14 protein-coding genes are annotated in these 15,318 nt (G+C 50.4%); 13 read left to right on the top strand and 1 reads right to left on the bottom strand.

Annotation, left to right across the window (positions count from 1 at the left end; all coding sequences use genetic code 11):
* Positions 1 to 11 precede the first annotated feature (11 nt).
* The 12 genes from B145_RS0117270 (at position 12) to B145_RS0117325 (ending at position 11,672) form a co-directional block, all read left to right on the top strand.
* A complete protein-coding gene (locus tag B145_RS0117270; protein ID WP_018609017.1) occupies positions 12 to 581 on the top strand; it encodes an A24 family peptidase in 570 nt (189 codons plus the stop codon).
* Positions 582 to 692: 111 nt separating this feature from the next.
* A complete protein-coding gene (gene cpaB, locus B145_RS0117275) occupies positions 693 to 1,598 on the top strand; it encodes a Flp pilus assembly protein CpaB (RefSeq protein ID WP_018609018.1) in 906 nt (301 codons plus the stop codon).
* 34 nt (positions 1,599 to 1,632) lie between these two features.
* Positions 1,633 to 3,333 carry a type II and III secretion system protein family protein gene (locus B145_RS26095; RefSeq protein ID WP_211209862.1) on the top strand — a complete coding sequence of 567 codons (1,701 nt, stop codon included), beginning with the start codon at positions 1,633 to 1,635 and terminating at the stop codon, positions 3,331 to 3,333.
* Between the two features lie 16 nt (positions 3,334 to 3,349).
* Positions 3,350 to 3,649 carry a hypothetical protein gene (locus B145_RS0117285; RefSeq protein WP_083917790.1) on the top strand — a complete coding sequence of 100 codons (300 nt, stop codon included), beginning with the start codon at positions 3,350 to 3,352 and terminating at the stop codon, positions 3,647 to 3,649.
* 16 nt (positions 3,650 to 3,665) lie between these two features.
* Positions 3,666 to 4,937, top strand: a complete 1,272-nt coding sequence (locus tag B145_RS0117290; RefSeq protein WP_018609021.1) for a pilus assembly protein TadG-related protein — start codon at positions 3,666 to 3,668, stop codon at positions 4,935 to 4,937.
* A 9-nt stretch (positions 4,938 to 4,946) separates the two neighbouring features.
* Complete coding sequence (locus tag B145_RS0117295; RefSeq protein ID WP_018609022.1) at positions 4,947 to 5,399, top strand: TadE/TadG family type IV pilus assembly protein; 453 nt, start codon at positions 4,947 to 4,949, stop codon at positions 5,397 to 5,399.
* The gene (locus tag B145_RS0117300; RefSeq protein WP_018609023.1) at positions 5,396 to 5,845 is read left to right on the top strand and encodes a TadE/TadG family type IV pilus assembly protein; all 450 of its coding nucleotides are present in this window, start codon (positions 5,396 to 5,398) and stop codon (positions 5,843 to 5,845) included. The genes B145_RS0117295 and B145_RS0117300 overlap by 4 nt, the downstream gene beginning before the upstream one ends.
* 47 nt (positions 5,846 to 5,892) lie before the next feature.
* Positions 5,893 to 7,056 carry a CpaE/TadZ family protein gene (locus B145_RS0117305; RefSeq protein WP_018609024.1) on the top strand — a complete coding sequence of 388 codons (1,164 nt, stop codon included), beginning with the start codon at positions 5,893 to 5,895 and terminating at the stop codon, positions 7,054 to 7,056.
* A 104-nt stretch (positions 7,057 to 7,160) separates the two neighbouring features.
* On the top strand, positions 7,161 to 8,528 hold the full coding sequence (locus B145_RS0117310; RefSeq protein WP_026259245.1) for a TadA family conjugal transfer-associated ATPase: 1,368 nt from the start codon (positions 7,161 to 7,163) through the stop codon (positions 8,526 to 8,528).
* Between the two features lie 25 nt (positions 8,529 to 8,553).
* Entirely contained in the window at positions 8,554 to 9,534 is a 981-nt protein-coding gene (locus B145_RS0117315) for a type II secretion system F family protein (RefSeq protein ID WP_026259246.1), read from the top strand.
* Between the two features lie 48 nt (positions 9,535 to 9,582).
* Positions 9,583 to 10,533 (top strand): type II secretion system F family protein, encoded by a 951-nt coding sequence (locus B145_RS0117320; protein WP_026259247.1) that lies wholly within the window; start codon positions 9,583 to 9,585, stop codon positions 10,531 to 10,533.
* Positions 10,530 to 11,672: a LytR C-terminal domain-containing protein gene (locus B145_RS0117325; protein ID WP_157288479.1), complete on the top strand. Its 1,143-nt coding sequence runs from the start codon at positions 10,530 to 10,532 to the stop codon at positions 11,670 to 11,672. Before B145_RS0117320 ends, B145_RS0117325 begins: the two co-directional genes overlap by 4 nt.
* A gap of 256 nt (positions 11,673 to 11,928) precedes the next feature.
* Here B145_RS0117325 and B145_RS0117330 read toward each other — a convergent pair whose 3' ends face one another.
* Positions 11,929 to 13,302 (bottom strand): esterase/lipase family protein, encoded by a 1,374-nt coding sequence (locus tag B145_RS0117330; RefSeq protein WP_018609029.1) that lies wholly within the window; start codon positions 13,300 to 13,302, stop codon positions 11,929 to 11,931.
* A 905-nt stretch (positions 13,303 to 14,207) separates the two neighbouring features.
* Between B145_RS0117330 and B145_RS0117335 the strand changes: the two genes are divergently transcribed.
* Complete coding sequence (locus tag B145_RS0117335) at positions 14,208 to 15,152, top strand: GGDEF domain-containing protein (protein ID WP_018609030.1); 945 nt, start codon at positions 14,208 to 14,210, stop codon at positions 15,150 to 15,152.
* Positions 15,153 to 15,318 lie beyond the last annotated feature (166 nt).

Genomic DNA, 15,318 nt, shown 5'->3' on the forward strand with positions numbered 1-15,318 from the left:
GGAGTGTTTGAATGCCCGCCACCTTACTTGCCTGGATGCTTTTGCCGCTGCTACTTGTGCTGGCGGTTTGGAGTGACATCCTGACGAGAAAGATTCCCAATTGGCTGGTGGTGTGTGGATTAATTTCTGGATGTGCATGCAATATCTTTATAACATCCGGTCGCGGGCTGTTTATGGAAGACTCTGGGGGAATCGGCTTTGGGCATGCAGTGTTGGGTGTGTTGGTGGGAGGCGCGATTCCCCTGATTTTGTACGCCATGCGTGTGATGGGGGCGGGAGACGTGAAATTGCTTGCGGCGGTTGGAGCCTTTTTAGGGCCCTGGCAGGTGATTGGCGCCGTGTTGCTCACCTTTCTGAGCGGTGGCGTTCTGGCGTTGTTGGTAGCGTCCGCATCAGGCGTGATGACCAGTGTATTGTCAAATCTGCGTTTGATGACACTCTATATGCTTGTTGGCAGGCGCGCCGGATTCAGTATTGGGGATGTTGAGACGACAGGTAGGCTCCCCTACGCGGTTGCTATTTTTTGTGGAACAACACTGCAAATTTTGCTTGCTCGCACCTTGATCTGGCCATTTACGTAATATTTTGGGTCGAGAGGCGCGAGAATAAAATGCAATGGAAGTATGCACGAGGAATGCTGTAGTGCGTTGTCTGGCAGTTCGGCGTGTACTTGACTTCAGGAGAGAATAGTCATGAAAAACGCGCGTAGCATCGTAATGCTCGTAGTGGCGCTGTTGGCGGGGCTTGCTGCTGCGTTGCTTGCTGCCCGGTGGATACAGGAGCAGAGCAGGGTGGGTGCCGACAAGGTGGCTGTGGCGATGTTGGAGATCCAGCTTGGGTCACGCATCTCACCAGAAGTAGTATCCATGGTGGATTGGCCCAGTGGCAATATGCCCGCTGGCGCCTTTCGGGACGCGAAGCTGTTGGACGGCCGGGTAGCTCGCACCAGTATGACTCGTGGCGAACCCATCCTGGAAGGCAAACTTGCGCCTCAAGGTACCCAGGGTGGATTGTCAGCCGTAGTTGGAGAAGGCAAGCGGGCGATCACTGTGCGTGTCAATGACGTGATTGGTGTGGCGGGTTTTGCCTTACCGGGAAACTTTGTAGACATCATGGTCAACACACAGGCCCAGGGCGAAGGTGCTCAAACTAATGACAAGGACCGCTCCATCTCCAAGATCGTACTGGAACATATTCTCGTGCTGGCGGTGGCTCAGGAAGCAGGGCGCGATGAGACTAAGCCCAAGGTTGTTAATGCGGTCACGCTCGAAGTCACACCCGATCAGGCTGAGAAAATCGATTTGGCGAGATCTGTGGGGACGCTTTCACTCGTGTTGCGCAACCAGGTAGATCAGGTGCCCACGCTGACAATAGGCGCCACCAAAGAAAGTTTGCTGGGGCTGCCTGCTCAATCGGCGCCTGCAGTAGCTGCGTCTGCACCTACGGCCCTCGAGAAAGCTGCGCCTACACATAAGACTGCGAATAAGCTGGCCCGAAAGAGTAAAGCGCCTAGTGCTGCCAAGTCTTCAGCGCCTCCACCGCGTGGTGATTGTGTAGAGGTGATTCGCGGAACCAGCAGAACCACCGAGTGTTTCTGATTCCCAGGCATCGTAATGATCGGGAGGTAACACAATGAAACCCACAGTATTCCAGTTACGAGCCTTGGTCATGCTAACTGCATCAGTGTTTGCATGTTCCAGTGTGATGGCTGCACCCACCAGTACATCCAAAACGGCAAAAGCGCCAGTCGTGGCCTCTTCTGCAGCGGGTAGCCCGCCCTGCAATCAGGTTGAGGTGGGGGCTGTAGTACGGTTGTCGGTCGGTAAATCCACGTTGATTAGGCCGCCTTTGCCTGTTGCCCGTATGCTTTTGGGAAACCCCCAGAATACGCCTGCAGCGCGCCCTAGCGAGGCAATCAAGTTTGATGATGGCAAATCTGGCATGCTGGTGCAGCAACACCCCGTGAATACGGGGGCGGCTGATCTGGATGTGCTGCTGCTGAGCCCTACTGAAATCTATCTATTGGGCAAAACTGTCGGCTCAACTAATATTATTTTGCTGGACCGCGCAGGCCGGTGCACCATGATCGATGTCGTGGTGGGAATCGATACTGCAAGCCTGAACGCTTCGCTCAAAGAAATTCTGCCTGGCGAAAATGACATCAAAATCACATCGGCGGCCGACTCATTGGTTGTGTCTGGTGTGGTGAGTGATAGCGTGGTAGTCGAACGCGTAATGGACATTGCCAGCGCATATGTTCGAGAGCAGTCTGCGGGCGCTACAGGCGGGACCAGCCGCATCATCAATTTAATGGAGGTCAAAGCCCCGCAGCAAGTGATGCTGGAGGTGAAGGTGGCTGAGATATCCAAGTCTCTGCTGGATCAGTTTGGCATCAATTTCTCTCGCGCATATTCTCCCGCCGATGGTTCAATGGTGCGTTTCCTCACTGGACTTTTTGGGGGTAAGGGGCTGCTGACGGGGCAGATCTCTGGTACCACGGGCGGTACGGTAGGTTTGGGCTTGGTTGGGTCAGTAACCAGTAATGGCACTACCGTGGGCAATACGATCCCGGCGGGGTCCGCCAGTATTGGCGGATCATCAATCACCCTACCGATCCTGGCGGGCAAGAATGCCACCACGATCAGCTCTGACGCACAAAAGCAGGACGGCCTGGTCAAAATTCTTGCTGAACCAACTGTGATGGCAATCAGTGGTCAGGAAGGCAGCTTCCTGGCTGGCGGGAAGATTTTTATCCCGGTGTCCAACAATAATGGTTCGGGTGGAACGAGCATTACGTTGGAGGAAAAGGAGTTCGGGGTAAGCCTCAAGTTCACCCCCACAGTATTGGCTGGCGGACGGATCAACCTGAAAGTCAATCCCGAAGTCTCAGAGTTGAGTTCGCAAGGTATAGCGATTACTGCGACGAATGTATCTGGTACTTCAATCCTGCCAGCATTTACGACCCGCCGGGCATCGACGACGGTGCAATTGCTGGATGGGCAGAGCTTCGCAATTGGTGGGTTGATGAAGAATAACGTCTCATCTAGCATCACCGCGTTCCCCTTCCTAGGTGAGTTACCTATCATTGGGGCCCTGTTCCGCAGTACCAGTTTCCAGAATGATCGCTCGGAACTCGTGTTCGTGGTAACACCCCATCTGGTCAAACCTTTGTCGCCCGACTACGTGTTGCCAACTGATGCGTATTCTGAGCCCTCCCGTTACGACATGATCATGAACGGCAAGCTCGAAGGGCGAAGCCCAGCGGCGCACCAACCTGAGGACCGTACCCCCACGAATCCCCCCCCCGTGCAAGGCGGTTTTGAAGTGAAGTAAACATGAGGAGTGGAACATGAAATCACTTTGCATACTTGTTCTCGTCACAACGTGCGGCGTCATAGGTCTTACGGGATGCGTGGCGACCACCACCCCACGGACGGATGCGCAGTTGGGCGAAGCCTTGAGTCTGATCAAGGCCCAGCAGGTTCTTGATCCGATGGCTTCGCGCAATACCGCCCCCGTATCTGGGATGGATGGAAAATCCGCAAAAGGTGCCATGGAGCGCTACCATGAAAGCTTCACAAAACCATCGGGTGAGCCAAGCACACCTTCATTCATGATTGGCGTAGGTACTGGCACATCTGCAAAATAGAGGTAGAGAAGGTCATATGGCAAACCATCTACAGGAAAGGCGCAGACAGTGTGGCGCGGTTGCCATCATCGTGGGTTTGGCGATGCTGGTAATGGTGGGCATGGCCGGGCTGGTATTCGATCTTGGGCGCCTGTATGTCAATCGAAGTGAATTGCAAACGGCTGCGGATGCCTGCGCACTTGCAGCAGCGGCAGAACTGGTTTGCGATACAAGCGTTGCGGGAAGTTGCACCTCCGCCTATCTTCTGAATGCTGAAAACGCGGGCATGATTACTGCCGCACGCAACAAACGTGATTTCCAATCTATTGACATTACAATCAGTTCCAGTGACGTAAAATTCAATACGGTATTGGCTCCCAACTCCACCTACCTCTCGCGTACTGGTGGAGCCAGTGCCGCCTCAAAATTTGCGATGTGTACGGCACACGCGACCGGGATCGTCCCCTGGTTTATGGGCGCTTTAGGGGCTGGTGCTTCCAACGTTCAGGCTTATGCCGTGGCTACAATCGGCTCTGCCCAAAGTTTTTGCAATGCAGCCCCCGTTGGTGTTTGCATGAAGCCTGCTTCTTCTGCTCCAAACTATGGTTATAGCCTGGGTGAATGGATTAGTTCCAACTTCACCTCCAATGGCAACAACGACAATGTGACAGGAGGGTTTAAGTGGGTTGACTTTACCCCCAATGCAGGGGGAAACAATGAAATCCGCGACCAGTTGGCAGGAAGCGGTTCGGTGTGTGGCATCCAGATTGGCAGCAATGTGCAACAACCTGGTGCGCAACAAGGCGCAAAGTCTGCTTACAACACTCGTTTCGGCCTGTACCCAAATGGAGCGAACGCCTATACCCCCGCGACGGCACCGCCGGATCGCACCGGCTACGCGTATCCGAACAAGGTGCCCGGAAGCCCGGTGATTGGCATTGGCACCAGCGCAATGAGCGATTACATCAGTCGGCAACAGAGCAATACGCCATTCATTAGTGCACAGTATGGCGTCTCCGGGCCTGGGGGAAACATTTCTGGCAACGTCTCACCAGCAAGTGACTACAAAAATTATGGTGCCGAGCGGCGCTTGCTGACTGTGCCCATTGTAGATTGCAGTGCCGGTAATACCGTACCTATTGTCGATATGGGGTGTGTGTTAATGCTTAATCCCATGTCAAACGGTGCAAATGGAACAATTTATTTGGAATATCGTGGAAACGCTGCTTCGCCTGGTAGCCCTTGTAGAAGCAGCGGAGTTCCAGGTAGTGGTGGTTCGGGGCCATTGGTTCCTACGCTTGTACAGTGAGGAGTGATCATGCTGAAACCACACTATGAACGTGGTGCAGCGGTGGTGGAGTTTGCAATCTTGCTCCCTCTGCTGCTCGTCATGGCTTTTGGCATTACCGAATACGGTAGGGCCATCTACCAATATGACACACTGACCAAATCGGTGCGTAGCGCTTCGCGTTATCTAAGCCAATATGCGCCAGGTGATGCAGGCAGTATTGGCGCTGCGCAGTGCTTGGCACTATATGGTAATACAGGCTGTACAGGAACCGTGGTGGTGCCAGGGCTTACCGCATCAATGATCTCTGTGTGTGATTCGGTGAGTTGCGCAGGTTCGAATCTGAATCAGCAGACGGGCAGCGGAACGGTGAATCTGGTTACCGTGACGATCAGCGGATATCACTTCAACTCGTTGGTGCCGTTATTGTTATCAAGTATTACATTTGGAAGTATCAGTGCAACGATGAGGCAAGTGTTATGAAAAACCATGCACCCAATTTCAGGCGCCATGTCGGTGGCGCAGCGGTGATTGAGTTTGCCCTGGTTGCCAGCCTCTTCTTTATGCTGATGATTGGTATCATCGAATTAGCACGGGTGATGTTCTATTGGAACACCGCAACAGAGCTGACCCGGATGGGCGCACGCATTGCTGCAGTATGTGATATCGACGCGGGTGTCGTTGCCGACAAGGTCTCTGGCTTTTACCCATTGATTCCGCGAGACAAAGTGCAACTCAGTTATTCTCCGCAAGGTTGCAATCTTAGTTCCTGTGCGGAAGTCACCGTTAGCGTTGCCTCAGGCGTTGCGATCAACACCATGATTCCGTTTTTGTCACTCAACCTGAGTTTGCCGGAATTTAGAACGACGCTGCCACGGGAAAGTCTGCAAAGTACATTTGGTGGAGTGGCAAATCCAGTATGTAGTTAATCTGTCGATACAGGCTTACGTTGTTTAGCTAGGAAATAGAACCTCTTATGAGAATAAAAATTCTCTCCGATAACAATGAACGGTTTAACAAAATCCGCTTGGCCGTTCTTGATCAGGATTCTTCCGCTGAAGTTTCGGGAGGGCTTTGGCATGTTGATGAGTTACCTGCTTTCATAGATGGTTCCGGCCCCGATGTCTTGATTGTTGATGGTGCAACAGCAAAGGATATGCCTGCTTTGGAAGCCTTGGGTCAGCGACGCCCAGATCTTGAGCTTGTGCTGATCTCAGAAGAAGTTTCGGCTGATTTCCTGATGCGCGCTATGCGCGCAGGTGTGCGCGAAGTGATTCCGACTTCAATGGTCAAAGACAGCTTACAGGAGGCCATTGGTCGTATCCAGCTCAAGCGTTCTCAGATGCAGAGTACGCGTAGCGATGGTAAGGTTCTGTCATTTCTCTCCTGCAAAGGTGGGAGTGGAGCTACCTTTATCGCAGCGAACCTTGCCTATTCACTGGCTGCCGGGCAGGGGAAACGGGTGGCGTTGATTGATTTGAATCTGCAGTTTGGGGATGCCGCGATGTTTGTGTCAGACCAGCGGCCACCAAGCAATATTGCAGAGGTATGTCGTGAGATCCGTCGTTTGGATGCTTCTTTTCTCCGCGCAGCCATGCTTGAGGTAACACCTGATTTCCATGTGTTGGCGGCACCTGATGATCCTTCGCATGCGCCAGATGTAAAAGCTGAACATGTTGAGTCGATTATTCGTCTTGCCTGTAGAAATTATGATTTTGTCGTTGTAGATGTGGCTCGCTCGCTGGATGCATTGAGTCTCCAGGCGCTGGATATGTCCGATATGATTTTTATGGTGGCTCAGCTAACACTGCCATTTGTTCGAGATAGCAAACGTTTGATCAATATTTTCCATTCATTGGAATATCCATCAAGCCGCATTCGACTGGTCGTAAATCGCTATGTCAAAGGAGGGGAAATAACTTTAGCTGACCTGGAGAGAACAGTTGGGCAAAAGGTCTTCAAAAGTGTCCCCAATAGTTATATGGCTGCAGCCTCTTCAGTCAATCTTGGAATTCCAATTGTCAAGGGGCAACGGACTGATTCGATCAGCAAAGCTTTGATTGAATTAGCTCAAGATCTTGGTCAAAGGACAGAAGTGAGATCTGAGCGGAGTGGATGGCTATCACACATTTTTTCATGAGTAGATGCTATAAATATATTATAGATGTGTGGAGTGTAGTTAAGCGTTCGTGACATGTTCGGTCACAAGTAAGTTCTAGAACACGAATGAAGATGGAGGTCGACGTGTCACTCAGAGAACGGCTCGAATCGGTCAACAGTACAAGTACAACCCCCAGTGCTGAGGCCGCTACCTCAAGGACGGCGATTGCACGTAGTAATCAGGCCTATCAGGAACTAAAAAGCCATTTGCATAAGGTCCTTCTTGATCGCATTGATTTGGAAGCGATGGAGAAGCTGACTCCTGACCGCTTGCTTGCAGAACTGCGTAGCATGGTCGAGAGCTTACTGCAAGCGGAGAATATTGTCGTCAACGAAATAGAGCGACGTAGCTTGGTGCGGGATATCCAGTACGAGATGATGGGGTTGGGACCATTGGAGCCGTTGCTCTCCGATAACACGGTATCGGATATTCTTGTCAACAATGCTCACCAAGTGTATGTGGAAAGGGCAGGGCGGATTGAGCTGACAGATGTGACCTTTGTCAATGATGCACATTTGATGAAGATCATCGATAAGATTGTCTCCAGGGTTGGACGGCGCATTGATGAATCCAGCCCGATGGTTGATGCACGATTACCGGATGGTTCACGGGTTAATGCCATCGTCCCGCCTCTTGCGCTAGATGGTCCGGTTTTATCCATACGGCGGTTTGCTTCAATACCGCTGACCATGAATAACTTGGTGGAATATAAGACGCTGGTGCCAGAGATGGCTGAATTACTTGCGGGGCTAACTCGTGCAAAAATCAACATTTTGATCTCGGGTGGCACAGGGAGTGGCAAGACAACCTTGTTGAACATTCTTTCAAGTTATATACCTGATAACGAACGAATTATTACGATTGAGGATGCTGCAGAATTGCAGCTACAGCAACCGCATGTTGTTCGCCTGGAAACTCGACCTTCAAATATTGAAGGCAAGGGTGAGGTTACGCAAAGAGCATTAGTCAGAAACTCTCTTCGCATGAGACCAGATCGGATTATTCTTGGCGAAGTGCGGGGAGCAGAAGCATTCGATATGCTGCAAGCCATGAATACCGGACATGAGGGGTCCATGAGCACAGTTCATGCCAACTCGAGCCGTGACGCATTAATGCGTCTGGAGAACATGTTGGGGATGGCCGGGCTGAACTCAACGCCAAAGGTGATGCGTGCACAAATAGCTTCAGCAATCAATATTGTGGTGCAGGTTGCCAGGCTGTCTGATGGGAAACGTAAGGTCATTGGTCTGCAGGAGGTCACCGGTATGGAAGGTGACATGATCACGATGCAGGAGATATTCAGTTTCCGCCAAACGGGCGTTTCAGAAACGGGTGTTGTCCAGGGATATTTTTCAGCAAGTGGTGTACGCCCTAAATTTGGCGAACGACTGCGTGCGCATGGCATTTTGCTTGCCGACTCGTTGTTTGACCCCAGTCGTCGCTATGAATAAGATCGCAAATTGATGAGGAGGGCGGATGATGGTTGATGTTGTCTTCCTGATGTTTAGCGTTGCTGTTTTCATTGCGGTTGTCGTTGGGCTTGAAGGCGGCTTTTTATGGTGGAACTCCACGCGAGGCCCAGAGGCGCGTCGCATTGAACGTCGCTTGCGGGCCGCTTCGGCTGGAACTCATGGACAAATCCAGCTGTCGATACTCAAGCAGCGTGTGCTAAGCGAGTCTGCTGGCCTGGAGCGGCTATTATTGCTCCTGCCTAGAATTCATCGTCTTGATCGGGTATTGGTTCAATCTGGATTATCTCTTTCGGTAGGGGATTTTCTAGGGATATCCTTAATGCTATTTGGGTTTGGTTTGTTTTCAATGCTATTTATGGGGCGCGGTGTTCCATTTGCCATCTTGCTGGGGATTGGCTTGGCAACCTTGCCGACATGGCATGTGCTTCAATCGCGTTCGCATCGTTTACTACTGGTTGAAAATCAGTTGCCAGACGCCATTGACATGATAGCGCGCGCGCTACGCGCAGGCCATGCATTTCCAACCGCCCTGCAAATGGTGGGGGAGGAGATGAGTGCACCGGTTGGTACGGAATTCCGCGTGTTGTTTGATGAGATCAATTACGGTGTTTCGGTGCATGACGCGATGCTCAACCTCTTGTCGCGTATACCAAGCACGGACCTGCGGTATCTGGTTGTTGCCGTTTTAATACAGCGCGAAACAGGTGGGAATCTGGCTGAATTGCTGGACAACATCAGTACAATCATTCGCTCACGCATTAGATTGATGGGCGAAGTTCGTACCCTGTCAGCAGAAGGCCGTATGTCTGCCTGGATTCTTTCGTTGCTGCCATTTGCTGCGGGTATGACTGTTCATTTGATCAATCCTGGTTTTCTGGAAGTTCTGTGGACGGATCCTTTCGGACTAAGACTAGTTTATGGCGCATTGTCCCTAATGGCATTTGGGATTTGGTGGATGACCCGTATCATCAAAATTCGGGTGTGATGGAGAGATTTGTCGCCAAACATCAGGCCACTGAAGGAGATTATCATCATGACATATGTACAGATGGCATTTCTTGGTTTGGTGTTTCTTGCCGTATTTGGGCTTGTGGCGTTTTCCTTGAGCCGCCTGTCACCTAAAGCAACAAGCCAGCGCTTGTCAATTATCAAAGGGGGTAAGCACGAGGTGGGAATGGAGCGCCGTGCAGCAAGTTGGCATGAGCGTTTTTCTCAATTTATGGCCCCATTGAGCCAGCTCTCCTTGCCAGACGAGGGGTGGGAGACATCTGGAATCCGCACTCGTTTTCTAAATGCCGGGATACGTAATGCCTCTGCTCCAGTGTTGTATTTTTGTTCCAAGACATTGTTGGCGTTGGCATTTCCATTGCTGGCCTACCTGGCTTTGGAGTTGGGAACGGGGGATGTGAAAATCAACGTTATATTGACATTCATGTTGTGCGTAGCAACTGTTGGTTACTATTTACCAAATTTCATTCTCGGTCGTTTGATTTTTATGCGACAACGAGAGATATTCGAGAGTTTTCCAGATGCTCTCGATTTAATGACTGTGTGTGTTGAAGCAGGCTTGGGCGTAGATGCTGCGTTGGCCAAGGTGGCCACGGATATTGAGACCAGGAGTGCAACGCTCGGTGAAGAATTGCGTCTGGTAGGGTTGGAATTGCGGGCTGGCGGTGAGCGTGAGCAGGCTTTGCGCAACTTGGCGGCACGAACTGGGGTAAGCGAAGTAGATTCTTGGGTGGGAATGTTGGTACAGGCCGACCGTTTTGGAACCAGTATTGCTTCCACTTTACGTATTCACTCAGAAATGCTAAGGACCAAACGGCGTCAGCGAGCCGAAGAGATGGCTGCAAAGATCGGTTTGAAGCTCCTTTTTCCGTTGATATTCTGCATTTTTCCTTCATTCCTACTGGTACTGTTGGGGCCTGCATTCATCCAGATTTACCGCATACTTTTACCTTCCTTGACTGGAGGTGGAAATTGAAAACCTCGAATATGCATCGATTTGAAGGTGGCGACACATCTTTCTTGGCTACGTATTGCACCGCAAAGTGTTTCAAAGGTGCAGTGTTGTCCAGCATGGCCTTGCTGTTTGCAGGGTGTGAATCGTCCACGCTCAGGCAGAACGAGCTTGCCTGGAGTGTGGAGTCGGTTGTGCGCGTGGGCTATGAATCCAACTTTCAGCGCGGTGAGCAGTTCTACAAGCTCGGCTTGTATTATGATGGACAAAAGCGTAGCCCATTAGCGGAGAGTGCTTATCGAAAAGCCATCCACTTCAACCCCGAGCATATGCAGGCGCACAATGCGCTTGGGGTGTTGTTGGCAATGCGGGGGGCATTCGATGAATCTATTCAGGAGCTTCAAACTGCAGCGCGGTTGGCGCCAGACCAATCATATGTTTTGAGTAACCTCGGATATGCCTATCTGCTCTCAGGACAAACCAAAGAGGCTGCAAATTGGCTGAATCAGGCCTTGTGGATTGATCCAACGAATGCGAAGGCGGAACAGAACTTTCGCCTGCTTCAGAAAACAGTGGCAGTACGACGCGAGGCTCCGTCTGTTTGGACGGTACAGCCGAATTCAGCCACTACTAGCATAGGTAAGGAAGATAAGTCGACATCACCACCAGACAATGCTTTGACTGTTGGTGTGCCTATGGCTGAGGTTGATAGTGAATCAGTAAAGGAAATCGCTGTTGTCCAATCTACGTTTGGCGCTGACAGCTCTAGAAAACGGATAGAAGAGGACGCCAGTTACTCTATTAAGGAAATGGGGGCCGATGCGATAGTGTCGGCATCAGATAAACCGAGAAATTTTAGGCTGGAGATTTCGAACGGGATGGGACAGCGAGGTGCGGCCCACAGGGTGAGTGCCATGCTCAGTAGTATAGGAATGAAATCGGTACGCCTGACGGATCAGCGACCCTTTGTGCAAAAATGGACGCAGGTTCAATATTCAGAAGGTTATCAACAAGATGCGATGACGCTTGCGGCTCATCTTGGAGCAAGTACCATGTCAATATCGTCTTTACATCAGATGCACCGGGTACATATTAGAGTTGTACTTGGGAAAGATATTGGCAAAGTGCTCGCGGTGGGTTTTAGAATGCCTACCCATATGTAGACAGCACTAAACCCCAACAAATTTGCATACTTAGAGGTGGATGGTGGCGTCACATCCACTTGTAACCTGCGCTTGCGTTGTTGAGATTCACCCTTATGCCTTGGCTATGGATAAGCCACTTTGCATTACACACGCGCAGCCAAGAGGAACGGTTATCGTTCCTCTTGGTCGTATGTCGCTCTTATGTGAAAGCAAAACTAAATCTCGCCCAGTCCTTTGGGAAAGCGGCAACCTTGGATACGCACTTGCAAGGACGCTATGAGACGAAATGCGTCACTAAATAGTTTTTTGTCCTCTCCTGCCCGAAGAAATTGGTATGCCAAACCTTACCCTGTTTTTCATTTGGCGTACCAAATTCCAGCAGATCTGCCGCCGAAATCGTAGGGTTGGTTGAAGCAACGCCATCATAGGGGACGACCAGATCGTTGTCGATCTTCATGAGTAACTTGTCTAAAAGCACTCCCATCTCCAGAAGAATCGAGTGCGCATAATCGAAATCTGCACGAACACCAAATACATTCTTTGGATTCATGAGGTTCTTGATCTGGTTGAGATCCTTGACCAAACTGGAGGTCGTGGCGAGTTGCTGCACGCTGGGTAAGTTGAATGCCGATGACACGAGAACTCGGGCTAAGCCGACCACGACGTTCAACGCAAAACATGGTGATTTCGATGCCAGTAACGCGGCAATGTTCAAAAATTTACGGATTTCATCGGGATTGGCCAGCGGCGACCCCTGGTTGGCTGCTGCGACAAAACACACTTTCCCAATATCCTTCACTTTACCGTTACGCTTGCTCACGATTTTGTGCAAGTCGAGATGGTCCAACTTGTCTGTTGTGCTGGGATTTGCACATAATGCACGCGTAATCAGTCCCCCACGACTATGACAAACCAGATCCACCGTCCAGTTTGCGCCCAGTGGGATCTTGTCTAGCAGATCCAGCGCATTCTCAAGCGGCGTCTTGCTGATTGTCCAGTGATCGTAACCAAACGCATGGCCGTTATACGCCTTGATCAACTTTTGCATGGTGGCGTCATCTTGATCTGGCTTTCCAAGATCAGAGAATGCCCCTGCAATGGAACTGAATATCCCGTGTATGAAGATCAAAACGCGTTGCCCTTGTGCTTGATCTAATTGTTGTGGTGTTGCGGGGGTTTCGTACCCGTTGCTCAGCGCAATAAAACTTTCGGTTTTATTTGCGGCCTCGACGGTACGGGCGATCGCCCAGATGACATCTGTTGGTAGATTTTTCGTAATCTTCAACGCGGCACGTCCGACCCATTTTTCAGCATCCGCAACAGCGGCACCAAGTTGATGGGGCGCAATAAATCCGAACCTTTTTACGATGTCGGCATTCTTGTTCTGTTCGTGGTGTGGCGTGTCGTATTCGGGGAAGACGAATTGAATCACACCGCTTTCCGAATGTTGAATGACCAGTAGATCAGCATCTGCCGTAGCAGGTGCGGTGGCCTTCAATGCAAATCCGAATTCCTTAGTCACCGGATGGATTGTATCCGTTAAAGAGAAATCACTACTGAGCCATTCTCCATTGGCACCTGCAAGACTCAGTGCTTGCTCTAACTCAGCTGACTTGTCCGCAGTGAGCGTAACGGCTTGAGCGTTCATTGTTTACACCTCTCAGAAGAACCAAGTAGTTGAGGATTGTTTAATCAGTGCTAATCGATTTGGCCGTATCAATTGGCAGCGCCACCAAAGAGTAGGTGATCGGTCCGTCCTGATCGCTCTCCGGTTCTTTGGGGTTTTGTCTATGGTGAAGGATTAACACTTAACGCAGTAATGACATGAAAGTCTCCTCTCAATTGGAGAGCAATGGGGGTTTCAGGGCGGCACAGAATGTGCCGACAGGAAAAACGCCTCATAGCAAGGTGCTTTTGCGTGGCTGTTGTTCGTACCCGGCCTGCCTTTTAACCCAGACCGTCTTGCCCAATTGGCCCGTGGTGGCGACTTCAACACTGCCGGGTGGCCCAAGAGTGTCACCCCAACAACTGATCTCCGTATTTCTGTCAGCGGAAGGAGTCTTTGGGCCAGCCCACCAGGTTGCAGTACAGAGTGAGGCTCCACCTAAGCCTAGGTGTTTGCCAATCTTCGCCAGCAGGTCTCCCAGACTATCAATCTTCTTGCGATGCTGCACGGCAGCAAACAGGTCGGTCTTGATGGCGCTGCGCCGAGATAAGGCGGGTATCCTTTTTGTATGTTACTACAAAAGCATTTGGCCAGCTGCGCCTCGTGCCATTGAGGAACTTTTCGAGATCCCTATATGCCAATAAAAAATTTGACTTACTGTCAAAAGGTAATAAAAACGTGAAATTATTCACGATAAACCATAAAAAATATGTAAATGTGCATAAGGACTATTTTTTATACCTTCGAAAGACATCTGATTGAGTGGATCTGTACGTATGGCCACAGAATTATCGGCGCATAAGCGATATGCTACCAAGAGAGGGAGGTCCAAGTTATATATTTCCATCCAATAGAAATAGATTGTGTTTGCTTACAGGGAAATTTAGATGATTTACGATCCCGAAACCTTACAGATTGCTCCGCTTCATTTCTTTAAGGCTATTCTTGATGCGATAGAAGACCAGGTTGCGGTGATTGATAGTAACGGCATTCTGCTGTACGTAAATGCTTCATGGGTTCAGTTTGGCAAAGCCAATGATATGTCTATAGATATAAACTGGATTGGTCAGAACTATCTGAATTCCTGCAATACCGCCAAGCAAGATTGCATCAATCAAAGGGTCGCAAAAGTCATTAATCGTGTTTGCAAAGCACGGCCAGGTACTACAATTTCGCTGGAGTACCCCTGCCACAGATCTCCAAAGAAACGTTGGTATTGTGTGAAGGCTACACGAACATCTACGCAAGAAGGGGATTTCGTGGTGATCGTACATTCTGAAATCACTCAACGCAAACAGGCAGAATTGCGTGCAAAAAGGCAAGCCATTCATGACCCGCTAACTTCTCTATACAACCGTAGAGCCTTTGAAGATAGTTTGAAGATCGCTTGGCGCCAATGCAAGCGCGAAACTCAGCCCTTGAGTCTGTTGAGTATTGATATTGACCACTTTAAACAGCTCAACGATACGCTTGGACATCCTGCGGGTGATGCCTGCCTGAAATCCGTTGCGGCGGTAATCCGGTGCTTTGCTCGGCGTCCTGAAGATCTCGCTGCCAGAGTAGGGGGCGAAGAGTTTGTTGTTTTGTTGCCGAAAACTCCGCTTGATGCCGCGAGGCATATGGCAGAGCGATTACGGAGAACGGTGGCTGGTTGCGACGTATTGGGTGATGGCGGTCATACGTTAGTGACCGTCAGCATTGGTATCGCGAGCGTTGTACCGGAGCGTGATGCGAAAGTTGAAGCGCTGTTGTCTGCAGCCGACGTGGCACTGTATTCGGCTAAACATTGCGGCCGTGACCGAGTTATGGTTGGGGTTGACTTGGCTGCTTGAGGAGTGGCGGTCTGTCAATTTGGCAATATTTTTTGTGAGTGTTGGAATGTCAAAAAATCACAGAAATATCGCGTCAAGTAATCTTACCTTCGATTTTGTTGCAACGCTCACTAGCGCTAAAGGGCAGGTTTTATTTGAATTTGAAAAATTTGATATACATCCTGTT

The organism is Uliginosibacterium gangwonense DSM 18521 (assembly GCF_000373965.1).
Taxonomy (GTDB): Bacteria; Pseudomonadota; Gammaproteobacteria; order Burkholderiales; family Rhodocyclaceae; genus Uliginosibacterium; species Uliginosibacterium gangwonense.